General features: G+C 39.0%; 13 protein-coding genes. 8 read left to right on the top strand and 5 right to left on the bottom strand.

What is annotated here, in order from left to right; all coding sequences use genetic code 11:
* Positions 1-248 precede the first annotated feature (248 nt).
* The 3 genes from GJV03_RS04230 to GJV03_RS04220 all read right to left on the bottom strand — a co-directional run bounded on the left by GJV03_RS04230 (position 249) and on the right by GJV03_RS04220 (position 4189).
* The gene (locus tag GJV03_RS04230) at positions 249-1712 is read right to left on the bottom strand and encodes an amino acid permease (protein WP_154129535.1); all 1464 of its coding nucleotides are present in this window, start codon (positions 1710-1712) and stop codon (positions 249-251) included.
* Positions 1713-1714: 2 nt separating this feature from the next.
* Entirely contained in the window at positions 1715-2746 is a 1032-nt protein-coding gene (locus GJV03_RS04225) for a class I SAM-dependent methyltransferase (RefSeq protein WP_154129534.1), read from the bottom strand.
* Between the two features lie 69 nt (positions 2747-2815).
* The gene (locus GJV03_RS04220; RefSeq protein ID WP_004723006.1) at positions 2816-4189 is read right to left on the bottom strand and encodes a uracil-xanthine permease family protein; all 1374 of its coding nucleotides are present in this window, start codon (positions 4187-4189) and stop codon (positions 2816-2818) included.
* Positions 4190-4363: 174 nt separating this feature from the next.
* Here GJV03_RS04220 and typA point away from each other — a divergent pair, with 174 nt between their 5' ends.
* The 4 genes from typA to GJV03_RS04200 all read left to right on the top strand — a co-directional run bounded on the left by typA (position 4364) and on the right by GJV03_RS04200 (position 8533).
* Positions 4364-6199: a translational GTPase TypA gene (typA, locus tag GJV03_RS04215; RefSeq protein ID WP_004723004.1), complete on the top strand. Its 1836-nt coding sequence runs from the start codon at positions 4364-4366 to the stop codon at positions 6197-6199.
* Between the two features lie 194 nt (positions 6200-6393).
* Positions 6394-6825 (top strand): large conductance mechanosensitive channel protein MscL, encoded by a 432-nt coding sequence (gene mscL / locus GJV03_RS04210; RefSeq protein ID WP_004723003.1) that lies wholly within the window; start codon positions 6394-6396, stop codon positions 6823-6825.
* A gap of 140 nt (positions 6826-6965) precedes the next feature.
* Positions 6966-7604 (top strand): hypothetical protein, encoded by a 639-nt coding sequence (locus GJV03_RS04205; RefSeq protein WP_154129533.1) that lies wholly within the window; start codon positions 6966-6968, stop codon positions 7602-7604.
* Positions 7605-7615: 11 nt separating this feature from the next.
* Positions 7616-8533, top strand: coding sequence for a hypothetical protein (locus GJV03_RS04200; protein ID WP_154129532.1), 918 nt, complete (start codon positions 7616-7618; stop codon positions 8531-8533).
* On the opposite strand, the gene GJV03_RS04195 is transcribed toward GJV03_RS04200, so the two are convergent.
* Positions 8530-8814, bottom strand: coding sequence for a peptidylprolyl isomerase (locus tag GJV03_RS04195; protein ID WP_004819160.1), 285 nt, complete (start codon positions 8812-8814; stop codon positions 8530-8532). The two genes, GJV03_RS04200 and GJV03_RS04195, sit on opposite strands and share 4 nt — an antisense overlap.
* Positions 8811-9662 carry a bifunctional DNA-formamidopyrimidine glycosylase/DNA-(apurinic or apyrimidinic site) lyase gene (gene mutM, locus GJV03_RS04190; RefSeq protein WP_004722995.1) on the bottom strand — a complete coding sequence of 284 codons (852 nt, stop codon included), beginning with the start codon at positions 9660-9662 and terminating at the stop codon, positions 8811-8813. Before mutM ends, GJV03_RS04195 begins: the two co-directional genes overlap by 4 nt.
* A 389-nt stretch (positions 9663-10051) precedes the next feature.
* On the opposite strand from mutM, the gene GJV03_RS04185 reads away from it, so the two are divergent.
* The 4 genes from GJV03_RS04185 (at position 10052) to GJV03_RS04170 (ending at position 15720) form a co-directional block, all read left to right on the top strand.
* Positions 10052-11350 carry a carbohydrate porin gene (locus GJV03_RS04185; RefSeq protein ID WP_154129531.1) on the top strand — a complete coding sequence of 433 codons (1299 nt, stop codon included), beginning with the start codon at positions 10052-10054 and terminating at the stop codon, positions 11348-11350.
* A 20-nt stretch (positions 11351-11370) separates the two neighbouring features.
* Positions 11371-13539 (top strand): TonB-dependent receptor, encoded by a 2169-nt coding sequence (locus GJV03_RS04180; RefSeq protein ID WP_154129530.1) that lies wholly within the window; start codon positions 11371-11373, stop codon positions 13537-13539.
* Between the two features lie 19 nt (positions 13540-13558).
* The gene (locus tag GJV03_RS04175) at positions 13559-14686 is read left to right on the top strand and encodes an NADH:flavin oxidoreductase/NADH oxidase (protein WP_096733226.1); all 1128 of its coding nucleotides are present in this window, start codon (positions 13559-13561) and stop codon (positions 14684-14686) included.
* A gap of 110 nt (positions 14687-14796) precedes the next feature.
* Positions 14797-15720, top strand: a complete 924-nt coding sequence (locus tag GJV03_RS04170) for an AEC family transporter (protein ID WP_154129529.1) — start codon at positions 14797-14799, stop codon at positions 15718-15720.
* Positions 15721-15734: the final 14 nt, after the last annotated feature.

Raw genomic sequence — 15734 nt, 5'->3', positions numbered from 1 at the left:
CCGTGGGTAGACGACTGCTTAATCTTAATTTAAAGTTTTCTCAAGTTGATGCATGTCGTACTCCTATACTTTTTGATTTAAAATCAAAGGTGAAAATTCTGATTGGAAATAATCCAATGGGCGTTATTCTATAAAGAAAAAAAACTTTGTCAATGAAACATAGCAAATTAATTTTTAATTCACGTTGAATTGCTGTTATAAAAAAACAATAAAGCAGCTAAAAAGCTGCTTTATTTACATCAAGTGATTTACTCTTTTTCGACTTGAATGGGTTGTACATCCATCTGATCATAAGCAATCAATTTAGATTTGTGTTTCCACTTATAGCCAAGCCAGATAACAAGGAACAGTGGAATACTGATATAAGTAGACAACACACTCATCCATTTTCCATCAAGCACAGCTTCTGCATTTTGGCCAAGAATAATGATGGCACAAAGAATAAAGGCAAACCACGGACCAAAAGGGAAGAATTTTGCACGATAAGCGAGATCATCAAGTTTATAGCCTTGAGCTAAATAACCTTTACGGAAGCGATAATGTGAGATTGCGATACCTAACCAGACAATAAAACCGCACATACCTGACATGTTTAACAACCAAGTAAACACGACACTTTCACCAATAAAGGTGGTTAAGAAACACAGTGCCGCAATTGCCGTTGTTGCATACAGTGCATTCATGGGTACACCGCGAAGATCGAGTTTAGAGAAAACTCGTGGCGCTTTACCTTCACGTGCCATATCAAACAACATACGTGTTGATGAATACATACCTGAGTTACCTGCAGACATAATTGCAGTCAAAATCACGGCATTCATTAAGCCTGCTGCAAATGCTAAACCTGCTTTTTCATATAATAGAGTAAATGGTGACAGGGTAATGTTTCCATCACCTTCCGCAGCAAGTGCAAGGTTTGGATCTGTATAAGCAACCAATGTACCAATGATAAAGATACACAAGATATAAAATAAAAGAATACGCCAAAAGATTTGTTTAATGGCGATTGGAATGGTTTTTTTCGGATCCTTAGATTCACCTGCGGCAACACCGACCATCTCCGTCCCTTGGAACGAGAATCCTGCGATCATGGCCACACCGACTAAGGCTTGAAAGCCACCTACAAATGGCGCTTCACCAACGGTCCAATTCTTGGTAATGGAATCTGTTGGATCTAACATGATTTTACCAATCATGAATAAACCAATGACAATAAAGAAGATGATGGCAATGACTTTAACCAGTGAAAATAAAAATTCACTTTCACCAAAGCCTTTTACAGTTAAGGCATTGATACAGAAGATAATCGCAAGGAATAGCGCACTCCACCAAAAGCCGGGGATGTCTGGAAACCAAAACTTCATGATGAATTGAACGGCAACCAATTCAAATGCAACGGTAATGGCCCAGTTATACCAGTAGTTCCAACCGAGTGCGAAACCAAAACCTTCTTCTACATACTTATTACCATAGGTAAAAAATGCGCCTGATGTTGGATTATGGGTTGCAAGTTCACCTAAACTGGTCATCAAGAAATAAATCATGATACCAATCAGGACATAAGCAAGTAATGCACCACCAGGTCCAGCAGTGGCAATCGTTTGACCAGAAGCAAGGAATAACCCTGTACCAATAGAACCGCCAATGGCGATCATGTTTAAATGTCGTGCTCCAAGCTTACGCTGGAGTTGAGGATGATCTGTTTCGCTCATCGTTATTCCTTACTACTTTTTTGAGTGTTGGCGAACAGCACTTTAAAGCCTTGTTGATCTGCTTTAGTCGTACATTGACTAAAACTCTGCTCAATGAGTAATGGGTAATTTAGGAAGCGGTTTGCCACAATCCATAATTCACCACCTGATTTTAAATGTCGTCTCGCAGTTTTACATAACGTTTCACTGGCATTGTAATCTGTTTGAATACCTTGGTGAAATGGAGGGTTACTCACGATGGCGTGTAAGAACAATGGCGCATCTTCAATCCCTGTGACTGCTTTTATTTCAAGTTGTTCTAAAGGTAAATTATTTTTTTCAAAAGTCATTTGCGTTGATGCTAAAGCAAAAGCATCGACATCTAAAGCAAAAATACGATTTTTCGGATTAAGTTTACTGAGATAAGCACTGATGACACCTGCACCACAACCAAAGTCCGCAATCTTTCCAGACGTCACTTGTTTGAGATAAGGTAAAAGCACTGCAGTTCCAATATCTAGACGATTTTGGCTAAACACACCAGGGAGTGCACAAATGCTAAGTTCTCCAGCAGGTGTTGGAACATTATAGACTTGCGCCCATTCTGCTAATGGCTTTGCTTTCACGGTTTTATCTGTGGTGAGTTGCCACATTTGACAATGACGTGCGCTATCAAGCTTGATGGCTTGACCATAAGGCTGGAGTTGTTTTGCAGCACGTTCTACACCACCTTTTTTCTCTCCAACCAAGAAAATCGAAGCGCCAACGGCTAAACGACTGACTAAATTGTGCAAGATATAGTTGAGTAGCTCTTTTGATTTTGGAACAAAAACAACAGCTTGATCAAATTCAGCTTCTGGCAGGTCAGTACCAAAATGTACCATTGCCTGCTGATTCTGAAAATATTGAAACTCATTGTAATTCCAAGTCCAAATGCTTGCTTCGATGTTATGAGCTAAATTTGAAAGTAGATCATCCGTTGCTGCATTTACAAATAGCACGCGTCCAGAAAGGTAGTCATGCTGTCGAATGACAACTTCGCTTTTTGGCTCCATATTCACCATCCATCAATAAAAATTAGAGCAATGCCCAGTCTAAGCTGGGCATTATAAAGAATAGATTTATTATTTTTTAGTTTCGGGTAAAACTAAATTCAAAATTAATGCAGCTAGCCCGCCAGTTGCGACACCAGAACTAAAAATATTACGTGGTAATTCTGGTAAATGTTCCAAAATTTGAGGAACTTGTGCAACCCCTAGGCCGAGACCCAAAGAGATAGCAATAATCAATAACGCACGACGGTCTAGTTGAATTCCCGATAAAATGTTAATGCCTGAAGCAGCAACAGCACCAAACATTACCATAACCGCACCACCCAGTACCGCTTGCGGTACCGCCTGAATGATACCAGCAACAGCAGGGAATAACCCCAGAATGATGAGCAGGATTGCAATCCAAATTCCAACAAAACGACTTGCAACACCCGTCAACTGAATTACACCATTATTTTGTGCAAAGACAGAACTTGGGAATGTATTAAAAATCCCTGCAAGGAATGAGTTGGCACCATTGACCAATACGCCACCTTTTATTCGTTCCATCCACACTGGGCCATCTACAGGCTGATTTGAAATTTTAGAGGTTGCGGTGACATCGCCAATTGCTTCTAAAGACGTGACAAGATAAATAAATGCCATAGGAATAAATAAGCTCCATGAGAAACTAATTCCAAAATGCATTGGTGTCGGAATTTGAATCAATGGAGCATCTTTTAAACCAGAAAAATCTAAATAGCCCATAAAGCCCGCAAGAATATAGCCAATGACTAAAGCAATCAGAATTGCAGAACTTTTCACCCAAACCACTTTGAAGCGATTGAGAAGGACGATAATTGCCAACACTGTACATGACATGATGAGATTGTCGGCGCTGGCAAACGTATGGCTTTCCATGGCTTGGTAGCCACCACCCATGCTGATTAAACCTTCTTTAATTAAGGTTAAACCAATCAACAGTACCACAATCCCTGTAACCAAGGGCGTGATCAACTTTTTTACCCAAGGTAAAATACGTGAAACACCCATTTCAATAAATGAGCCTGCAATGACCACACCAAAAATAGATGCCATAACCGCTTCTACTGGTGTGCCCGCAGCAACCATGGCTGAACCAATCCCAATCATTGGACCAATAAAGTTAAAGCTTGTACCTTGAACAATCAGTAGCCCTGCACCAAAGGGTCCAATTTTTTTACATTGTAAGAATGTTGCTACCCCAGAAATCACCAATGACATGGAAAGAATCATGTTGGTATCTTGAGGAGAAACACCTAAAGCTAAACAAATCAGTAAACCGGGTGTTACAATTGGAACAATAATCGCAAGTAAATGTTGCAAAGCCGCAAAAAAAGCGATGAGTGGTTTTGGACGATCATCTAGACCATAAACAAGATCAATTTGAGCCTGTTTCTGATTGGGAGAGGGGGTAGAATTGGACATGGCACAGCAATTGGAAGTGGCAAGATGGCGCTATTCTAATCGCTTTACACACTATTACAAAATAAAAAGCCTGCTGTTGTGAAAAAAACTTGTAACTGTCAATAAACTGTCACTACTAAAAGTTAAGATTTTTCTGTATAATTTGCCCTCAAATTTAAAGCGTATCGAATTTACATGTCTGATATTAAAACTCTCCGTAATATTGCCATCATCGCGCACGTCGACCATGGTAAAACGACTCTTGTCGACAAACTTTTACAACAATCAGGTGCACTCGGTGACCGCGCGGGTGAGATTGAGCGTGTTATGGATTCGAATGCGCTTGAGTCTGAACGCGGTATTACCATTCTTGCAAAAAACACTGCAATCAAATGGTTAGACAAGCGTACAAATACTGAATACCGCATCAACATCGTCGACACCCCAGGACATGCTGACTTTGGTGGTGAAGTTGAACGTGTAATGTCTATGGTTGACTGCGTACTTCTTCTTGTCGATTCACAAGAAGGCCCAATGCCACAAACTCGCTTTGTAACACAAAAAGCGTTTGCTCGTGGTTTGAAGCCAATTGTTATCATCAACAAAGTAGATAAGCCAAGTGCTCGTCCAGACTGGGTAATCGATCAAGTATTTGATTTGTTCGATAACTTAGGCGGTAGTGATGAACAGTTAGACTTCCCAATCGTATATGCTTCTGGCTTACGTGGTGTTGCTGGTCCTTCTCCTGAAGAATTAGCGGAAGACATGACACCGTTGTTCGAAACAATCGTAGATATCGTTGAACCACCAGCAGTTGATATTGATGGTCCATTCCAAATGCAAATTTCATCACTTGACTATAATAGTTTCGTGGGTGTAATTGGTGTTGGTCGTATTCAACGTGGTTCAGTAAAAACCAATACACCAGTGACTGTTATCGATAAAGATGGCAAAACACGTAACGGTCGTATCTTAAAAATTATGGGTTACCATGGTTTAGAGCGTGTAGATGTAGATTCTGCTCAAGCGGGTGATATCGTATGTATCACTGGTTTAGATGCATTGAACATTTCTGACACAATCTGTGATCCTAAAAATGTTGAAGCATTACCTGCATTGTCTGTAGATGAACCTACAGTTTCGATGACGTTCCAAGTAAACAACTCACCGTTTGCTGGTAAAGAAGGTAAATTTGTAACTTCACGTAATATCCGTGAGCGTTTAGATCGCGAATTGATCCATAACGTTGCTTTACGTGTTGAAGATACTGACAGTCCAGACCGTTTCAAAGTTTCTGGTCGTGGTGAACTTCACCTTTCAGTATTGATTGAAACAATGCGTCGTGAAGGCTTCGAGATGGGTGTTTCCCGTCCGCAAGTGATCATGAAAGAAGTTGATGGCGAAACTCAAGAGCCATACGAAAACGTTACTTTTGATGTTGAAGAACAACATCAGGGTTCTGTTATGGAACAAATGGGTAACCGTAAAGGTGAGTTGACCAATATGGAAGTTGACGGTAAAGGCCGTATCCGTATTGAAGCAACTGTTCCATCACGTGGTTTGATTGGTTTCCGTTCTGAATTCTTAACCATTACCTCTGGTACTGGTATCATGACTTCAAGCTTCTCGCATTACGGTACAGCTAAACAAGGTGCAGTTGCGAAACGTCAAAACGGTGTGTTGATCTCTATGGTTAACGGTACTTGCTTAGCGTTTGCATTGTTCACTTTACAAGACCGTGGTCGTCTATTTGCTGAACCACAGTTAGAAGTTTATGAAGGTATGATCGTGGGTATGAACTCTCGTTCAGACGACATGACTGTGAACCCAACCAAAGCGAAACAGTTAACTAACATGCGTGCATCTGGTACAGATGAAGCGTTAACGTTAACACCTGCAATTAAATTCACGCTTGAACAAGCATTAGAATTTATTGAAGATGACGAATTGGTTGAAGTAACACCTAAATCAGTTCGTATTCGTAAAAAATTCTTAACTGAAAATGAACGTAAACGTGCTTCACGTGGCTAAGCGTTCAAACTGGAAATAATTTAATTTCTAAAAAAAAAAACCGCAATTTTTTAATAAATTGCGGTTTTTTTATATAAATGTAAAAGGATATTGGTTTTTAATAAAAAGCGAGTAAATTAGGCGGAAATATATGTTGAAACATAATGTATACTTCGTCACATAAAAAATACGCAAAATCGGCGTGGAGTTAAAATATGAGTATTCTTTCAGAGTTCAGAGAATTTGCCATTAAAGGCAATATGATGGATTTGGCAATTGGTGTCATCATTGGTGGTGCTTTCAATAAAATTATCGACTCATTAGTGAAAGACGTGATTATGCCTTTAATCACAGTGATTACGGGTGGTGGTGTTGATTTTACCCAAAAATTTGTCGTACTTGGCGATAACCCAAATAACCTTTCATCATTGGATGAATTAACCAAAGCCGGAATTAATGTATTAACCTATGGTAATTTCATCACAATTGTATTGAACTTCCTGATCTTAATGTGGGTGGTTTTCTTGTTGGTTAAATTCCTAAATAAAATCCGTAAACCTGCTGAAGAAGCTCCAGCTGCTACACCAGAAGATATTGCATTACTGCGTGAAATTCGTGATGAATTAAAGAAACGCCCTGAAGCTTAATCTTCATTAAATTGATTCAAATTACAGTATTTTAATATGTCTAAACCCTGATAAAGCGATTAAATCATTGTAAAAGAGTTGAATGAAACGGTACGATCAAGTACCGTTTTTTATGCAAGCAAGAAAATAGGGATGGGCTGATGAAAAAAAACATAGGGATTATGGCAATACTTATCAGTTTGCATGCATGTTCAGAGCATCCAAAAGAGCAACAATCCGCTGATACTCAAACATCTACACAAGCGGATCGCAACCGACCTGCCAGCGGTTTAACTTTTAATGAAATGCCAAATGAAGATACCCGCTACGTCACTATAGAAACCGATTCGGTAGATGAAAATGAAACATTACTGTTGGCCCTACAAACACGTTTATTAAAAGCCAATTTTGAGTTTATAGAAAAAGACAGTGGTAGTTCTTGGTCTGAAAATGATTGTTCTCTGAATAAAGTGATTCAAGTAAAAGGTGAGGGCATTCGCTCTTATAAGGCAATCAGTAAAGTTAAGTTAGGTGATGAAAAACAATATCGTCCAGATTTTGTTTTGCTGGTTTTTGCGTTTAAGGATGAACAGCTTGCTGAGCAAAGTTTTCAAATGCTTAAGTCTGCTGTCTATTCAGCAGGAGGGTACTGTAATGGTAAATCTCCTGAAACCATCGTCAGAAATGGCAATGAAATATTTTACTTTACCACTCGGGAAGAAGCATTTAGATCATATATTGATGATTATGCGAAGTTTATCCATGAATTTAAACCTGAGCAAATTGATTCAAAAATATAGGATGGTTTAAATTGACTAGAACAGCTCAGATTTTTATTGTTTTGGCGAGTTTTCTAATCTATGGATGCCAAGCCCAAGTTAAAGTTGATGAAAATTTTATTAAGCAGTTCAGCCCAGAAATACGCCCTCAAGTGATCTCGATATGTGAACAATATGATTCTAATGATCAGGTTCAAGGGATTTATTTTAGTCGCTATGCATTTGGTTTATATACCTTTATTAGAATAAAAAACAACAGATTTGAAATATTAAGCTTTGATGATGTCAAGTACTCTCCTATAGATGAAGTTTCAGATATTGAATTGCAAACGGGTCAATATATAAAACGAAATGACCAAATCATTTTAAAAACGGAAAAATTGAATAAGTCAGACCCCTTGGCAAATCAAAGTGCAGATTTTGAAAACTCTATATATTTGCAAAACGCTCAGAGTGCATTTTTAATTAAAGATATTGAGGATGTAGCCAGTTCAATGTCATGGTCACAAACGATGGGAAGTGCACGTTCACAATTTAAGAAGATTCATTGTCATATTCAGGATTATCATCATTATAAAGGTGATGAAGAACCATCACCATCTTATCAAGCATTACCTGAGCGCTTTAAAGCGCTTGTGTTTGAGCAACCTTTGCATTTGACAATAAAGTCTGCGGAAGACATTTCTAAGTCATTAGAGCGAAATGATGATTCCGAAACAGTAATAGAGCAAACAGTTCAAATTCTAAGTGGAAATACTCAGAAGTTATTTATGAATCAGCCAATCTGTATTATTCAAGGGCAAGGAAAAGGATTGTATGGATACATAAATCAACCGAGTCAGCCCCTTACTAAGGCATGGATGAGTTTTGAGCAAGGTGCGAGTATGGGAATTGCCAGACAAGGGGATATCATTTCAACTTCATACCAAGAATGTAAATCTTTAAACTAAAAATCCATGCGAAATTTAATTTCAACCAAGTGAAAGCCGAATTGGCTTTTTACTGGACCATGAAGTACACGTTCAGCAGCGGTAAATACCAGTTTATCAATCACAGGAACAAGCTGTCCTTTTTTTACTTCACCCAGTTCACCACCACGTTTTGCTGAATTACATGTGGAATGCTGTTTAGCCACTTTGGCAAAATCAGCACCATCATGGATCTTCTTCTTAAGTTGTTCAGCCAAGTCCTTATCTTTGACGAGAATATGTCGAACGATTGCAGTTTTCATTTACTTTTTCCTCGTGGTTTTTGTGGGATGCTCTTCGCGATCTTTAATGGCTGGCATTGTGGGCAAAACACACTGGCTCTTTGTCCTAACTTTAAATTTTCTAAAGTGGTTTCACAGTTAATACACATCTCACCCGCACGACCATAAGCCAATAAGGTCTGCTGAAAGTAGCCATTCTCACCCATGGCATTGCTATAATCTCTTAAGGTTGAACCACCCAAATCAATCGCTTGCTTTAAAATTCGTTTAATTTCGATGACCAATTTTTGAATTTGTGCTTTCGTCAAACTCGAAGCAGGCTGTGCCGGATGAATCCCTAAATTAAATAAGCTTTCGGTTGCATAAATATTGCCTACACCCACAACAATATGATTATCCATGATTGCAACTTTTGTGCCGACATTTTTATTTTTAAACTTTTCTGCTAAATATTCGGCATGAAATTCATCACTTAATGGTTCAGGCCCTAAAGTATCAATCAATTTTGTTTGGCTTTCTTCATTCAGCCAAATGATACAACCAAAACGTCGAGGGTCATGATAGCGCAGCTGTGTGTCTTCAAACTGAATGATCAGATGGTCATGCTTTCTAAGCGCTTCATGTTCATCACAGATTCTAAAACTACCAGACATACCCAAATGCCATAACATGCTATGGGTTTCAAACTCTGCCAAAATGTATTTTGAACGACGTGTTAAGCGAACGAGTTTTTGACCTTGAAGTTGTTGAATATCTTCGGGAATAGGCCAGCGTAACCGTGACTCACGCACTTGAACATGAAGAACTTTCTGGTCGATCAGGGGGAGTAAACTGGTTTTTGTTGTTTCAACTTCAGGTAATTCAGGCATGCACTTGTCACATTGGTGTGAGGACTGAATATTGTATGCAAGAATTGGATTGCGTTAAAGGGCGGTTGTGTTGAGCCAACGACTTTAGTTTAAAATTATGGATATGATCGTTGAATAAGATAGAATTATTATTGTTAAGTTATTGTTATTTAAAATAAAGTTTATTGATAAAATAAAGTTTTCCAATTGATAAAAAATATCTGATAGTTATATGTAAAAAAATGTGTAAATTTCTAGTGAATTGTTTACTGAAATAATTCTTTTTATCTCAATATTTCAGGAAAAATAGTCATTTTAAAGCTGGAACTTTCTATTAAATTTAGACGGTTAAAGTGATTGAGAGTTGACTAGTTTATCTTTATTCGTTTTGTTCCTGATTAGGCTTTCCCATGAAAAAAATTGCTTATCCGTTATTGGCAATCTCTGCATGTAGCATGATGTCTTTTGCATCAGCTGAAGATGCGTTTAATTTACACGGCTCAACCATGACGGGTGATTGGAATGGGAGTCGGACTGAACTTGCAGAAAAGGGAATCAAATTTGATGGCACCATTGCCATGGACAGTTCATATCTCGCTGATGGTGGTTATGATGCACATCAAGCGCCAACATTTGCGACACAATTCGGACTGGGTACAACCTTAGATATGGGGAAACTGGCGGGTTGGAATGATGTGACTATTCGTGCTTTAGTTACAGCACGTCAAGGTGAAAGTACTTCACTCAGAGGTATTCAAGCACCAGATGCACCACAATGGGCAAACTCGCAAGCCAATTGGGGACGTGGTAATTCAGGGAGCCGTCTCAGCGAATTATATATAGAAAAGAATTTTAAGGATCAAGGACTAAGCTTGCGTTTAGGTCGTATGGGTTTAGGTACTGAATTCAATACCATGGCTTGTGATTTCCAAGGCAATGCATTTTGTGCAGCACAGATGGGGAAATGGCAAGGCAAGCTTTGGTATAACACACCAGTCTCACAATGGGGCGCACGCTTAAAATATCACATCAATCCTGAACTATTTGCACAAGTGGGGGTGTTTGAATACAACCCTGATAATGCTTTAGAGCGACAAGGCTGGAATTTGGATACAAAGCATGCCGATGGTGTCAATATTCTTTCTGAAGTGGTGTGGTCACCTAAGCAGGGTGTGAATAATTTACCAGGCAGTTATCGTATTGGTACGCTTTACAATACTGCTGATGAGGCTAAAAATCAGTATGATGTGGGCTATAAAGCAGGAACTAAGGCTGAAGATCGTACATATGGCGGTTGGATTGCGTTTGAACAGCAATTGACTTCAACTGGAGAGGGGAAACGCGGTTTACACAGTTTTGGTAACTTCACCATTCATGATCGTACGACGACAGCCGTAAATGATTCACAGCAACTTGGCCTAAAATACTATGGTCTGTTTGATGCTCAACCAAACGATATTCTTGGTTTGGCTGTAAATCGGGTACATTTGAACGATCGGTATACTAATTATGTGAATGGTGCTCGTTTAGGAACAAATTTAAGACAGTTGAATGAAGATGCAGAGTATAATGTTGAGTTGAATTACTCATATTACCCTGCCAAATGGTTCATGCTTCGTCCTTTAGTGCAGTATGTGGTACATCCTGGTGCAACCAATCAGGTGGACAATGCGTTTGTCGTTGGCTTGGGGTCTAAAATTATTTTTTAATACCACCCGAGGACACCTTTATGCAAAGAGTGAAACATCTAAAAATTAATACAACACTACTTTGCTTAACGGTATGTATCACACAGAGCTTATATGCTGAAGTGGAATCTCAAGATTCCATTCAGCAACATTCTGCGCAGCAACTTCCAACCATCAAAATTGAAGCAACACGTTCTGATACCAGCATATTAAACACCCCAGCATCGGTATATAGAGTTGATCAACAACAAAGTCAAAATAATATTGGGGTAAACCTCACTGAAACACTCAAAGGAATTCCGGGTTTACAGCTCAATAATCGTGAAAATTATGCCCAAGACTTACAACTGTCTATGCGCGGATTTGGCGCACGTTCAACTTTTGGGGTACGTGGAATTCGTCTTTATGTCGATGGGATTCCTGCGACGATGCCAGACGGACAAGGCCAAACTTCAAATATTGATTTAACGAGCTTAGATCATATTGAAGTACTTGGTGGGCCCTTTTCATCACTGTATGGAAACTCCTCTGGGGGGACTATTCTCACCACGACCAAAGAAGGAACAGGGCGTGATTCGGTCGAGTTAGGATATTCAGGTGGCAGTAATAATAAAGGGCGTGCTGACATCACCTTACAAGGTGGTGCAGATAAAGCCAATGAACCGAGCTATGTGATCAGTTCTTCTTATTTTGATACCGATGGTTATCGTGACCACAGTGCCGCAAGAAAAGTGTTGAGCAATGCCAAACTCACGTGGGACTTAGATGATGGTTCTAAGATCAATTGGCTGATCAATCATGTAGATATTTCAGCTGATGATCCACAAGGTCTGACTCGTAAGCAATGGAAGCAAAATCCTAAACAAGTGAACGACAGTATAAATGAATATAATGTCCGTAAAGATATTAACCAGACACAAACAGGTATCAATTGGAATAAACCCATCAACGACCAAAATGAAATCTATTCGATGGTTTATGTAGGTCATCGTGAAGTGACCCAATATCAGTCTATTCCTAATACTGCTCAAGCTAATCCTAGACATGCGGGCGGTGTAATTGATTTTTCTAGAGATTTTTATGGTGCTGATTTACGTTGGACAGGCAAAGATTTATTGCCGAATACACGGATCAGTGCAGGCTTGGCTTATGATGCGATGAATGAAAATCGCCAAGGATATGAAAATTATATTTTAGATAATAATAAAAAACCTCATTATGGGGTAAAAGGTAATTTACGCCGTGATGAACGAAATACTTTATGGAATTTAGATCCTTATCTTCAGGCATCTTGGCAATTTTTGCCGACTGTACGTCTAGATACAGGGTTACGCTATAGCAATGTCCATTACGAATCTAAAGATCGTTATATTAAATATGATGCCGATCCAAAGAAAAATAATGGCGACGATAGCGGGCAAACCGATTATCAAAAACTGCTCCCATCGGCTGCTTTGACATGGGAAATTACTCCTGAGATCAGCAGTTATCTCAGTTATGCTAAAGGCTTTGAAACACCAACCTTTACCGAAATGGCCTATCCAACAGAAGGAACGGCAGGGATTAACTTTGCGCTTAAACCTTCAACCAGTGATAACTATGAGCTTGGTTTAAAAGTACAAAATCGTCTAGGTAATTTTACCGCCGCAGTTTTCCAAAGTAATACCCAAGATGACATCGTTTCTGCGGGAACACTCAATGGACGTGCAACCTATCAAAATGCAGATAAAACACTGCGCCAAGGGGTAGAGCTGTCTTGGAATAAAAAGTTGTGGAAAAATTTAACGGCTCAAGCCAGTTATAGTTTCCTTGATGCAACATTTGATGCAGATATTCCCAACACTGATCCTAAAAAAGTTATCCAAAGTGGCAATTACATTCCCGGAATTGCAAAAAACCAAGCCTTTGTATCTTTCGGCTGGTTGCCTGAGCAGGGCTTTAACGCGGGTGTCGATGTTCGATATATGGATAAAATCTATGTAGATGATCTCAATACAGATACTGCACCAAGTTATACAGTAACCAGTATGAATGTCGGTTATATCTGGAAAAACAACGATTGGAAAGTGCGTAGTTTTGTTCGAGTTGATAATTTATTCGATAAAAATTATGTCGGTTCAGTCATTGTGAATGATGGTAATAGTCGATTCTTTGAACCTGCTGATGGTATTAACTGGAGTGCAGGACTCAGTGTCACCAAACAGTTCTAATTCATTGGGAAAATAATTTATGTCTGCTCAACCAAAGTTATTTGAATCTATTCAATTTGGTTCACTCTCCCTCAGCAATAAAATTATTATTGCGCCAATGTGTCAATATTCGGCAACAGATCAGGGTGAAGTGACCTATTGGCATGAACAGCAATGGGCAAGTTACGCTTTGTCAGGCGCGAGCTTATGTATTATTGAAGCAACAGCGGTTCAAGCCGAAGGGCGGATCAGTTATGCCGATGTGGGACTTTGGAATGATACGCAACGGGATCAAATCAAAGCTTTACTCAATAAGGTAAAAAGCATTGCTCCAACACCTTTTGCTATTCAGCTTGCGCATGCAGGTCGTAAAGCTTCGACTGAAAAGCCTTGGTTGGTGAAGCAGGGGAAAGGTCAGATTGCGCCCGATCATGAACATGGATGGCAAACTGTATCAGCCAGTGATATTGCTTTTAGTCCGAATGATATTGCTCCGCATGAATTAACCATTGATGAAATTAAAACAATTATTCAAGACTTTGCGCAAGCGGCGATTCGTGCAGTAGATGCTGGTTTTTCACTGATTGAAATTCATGCAGCGCATGGGTATTTACTGCATCAATTTATGTCGCCATTGTCTAACCACCGAACTGATGAATATGGTGGAAGTTTTGAAAATCGTATTCGTTTTACACTAGAAGTTTTTCAAGCCATTCGAGCAGTTGTGCCAACTGACTATCCTGTAGGTGTACGTATTTCTGCAACTGACTGGATGGATGCAGAAAATAGTTGGAATGTTGAATCAAGCATTGGCTTATCAAAAGCTTTAGCGCAACTTGGTGCTGCTTATATCCATGTATCCTCTGCGGGATTACATATTCAACAAGATATTAAAGTGGGTGCAAATTACCAAGTGCCTTTTGCAAATGCGATTAAAAAACAGGTGAATATTCCTGTCATTGCGGTGGGCTTAATTACCGAAGCTGAACAAGCTGAACAGATCCTTCAACAAGGCGAAGCAGATGCAATTGCATTGGCAAGAGCGATTTTATATGACCCACGCTGGCCTTGGCATGCTGCCGCAAAATTGGGTGCAAAAATCTCGATTGCACCACAATATTTACGTTGTCAGCCGCACGGAATCAAAGATTTGTTCTCAGCATATTGATGGCATAACAGTTTTGATTCACTCATTATTCTTTAAACGTATTTAAACTGAATAAAGATATATTCTAGGATATATCTTTATTTGTATGATCTGGAAAAGGAACGGCTTGAATGATTTTTTCGGTAATTTTTCCAGTATTTTTCCTGTTATTTTTGGGTTTTATATCTGTCAAAATCCAATTGATCTCTAAAGAGCAAATTACTGCAATTGGTGCTTTTGTAATCAAAATTGCATTACCTGCTTTATTACTTCATGCACTGGCTGCAAAAGATTTACATGAGATTTGGTATCCTGCTTATTTCTTTGTTTATGCAGGCGTCACTTTTACTCTATTTATTTTGGCCTTTATTTTAGGGCAAAAGCTTTTTAACAACCATTTTACCCATGCTTCTGTGTTTTCACTTGGCGCATCAATGTCCAATACCGGGTTACTGGGCGCAGCAATTTTGACTTTGCTGATGGGTAGTGAAGCCATGATTTATATTTCACTGATTGTTATCATTGAAAGCGTATTTCTTGTACCGCTGATGTTAACCTTGGCAGAAATAGGGCGACAAAGACAAGCCAATTTAGCCGCCATTTTAAAAACAACATTTCTGACTTTATTAAAAAATCCATTGTTCTTGTCAGTGATGATTGGCATGAGCTGTGCGATCTTCGAAATTCAAATTCCACATGTATTAGACCAAGTATTTGCCTTGTTAGGTCAGACGGCTTCACCTTTAGCATTATTTATTATTGGTGGTGGGATGGTTGGGATTACGATTCAATCACTTAATCTGCAAACCATTTATTTGGTGGTTTCTAAAAATATCTGTATGCCGATATTGGTCTATTTAGGTTTGACTCATTTAACAGACTTGGATCAAAAGATGATTTATGCAGGTACCTTGATTGCCGCTTTGCCTATGCCTTCTATATTTGGAATTTTTGGGCAAGTCTATGGTTTAAATGAAAAAGCACTGACACCTTTGATGATAAGTACTTTATTGAGTTTTATTGTGGTGAGTGTTCTGATTGGTATTTGGTGGTAAAAAAATACTCACTT

This window comes from Acinetobacter sp. RIT698 (genome assembly GCF_009668065.1).
GTDB lineage: Bacteria > Pseudomonadota > Gammaproteobacteria > Pseudomonadales > Moraxellaceae > Acinetobacter > Acinetobacter guillouiae.
The sequence above is the reverse complement of the archived record's forward strand: the minus strand, read 5'-3'. Positions and strand labels throughout refer to the sequence as shown.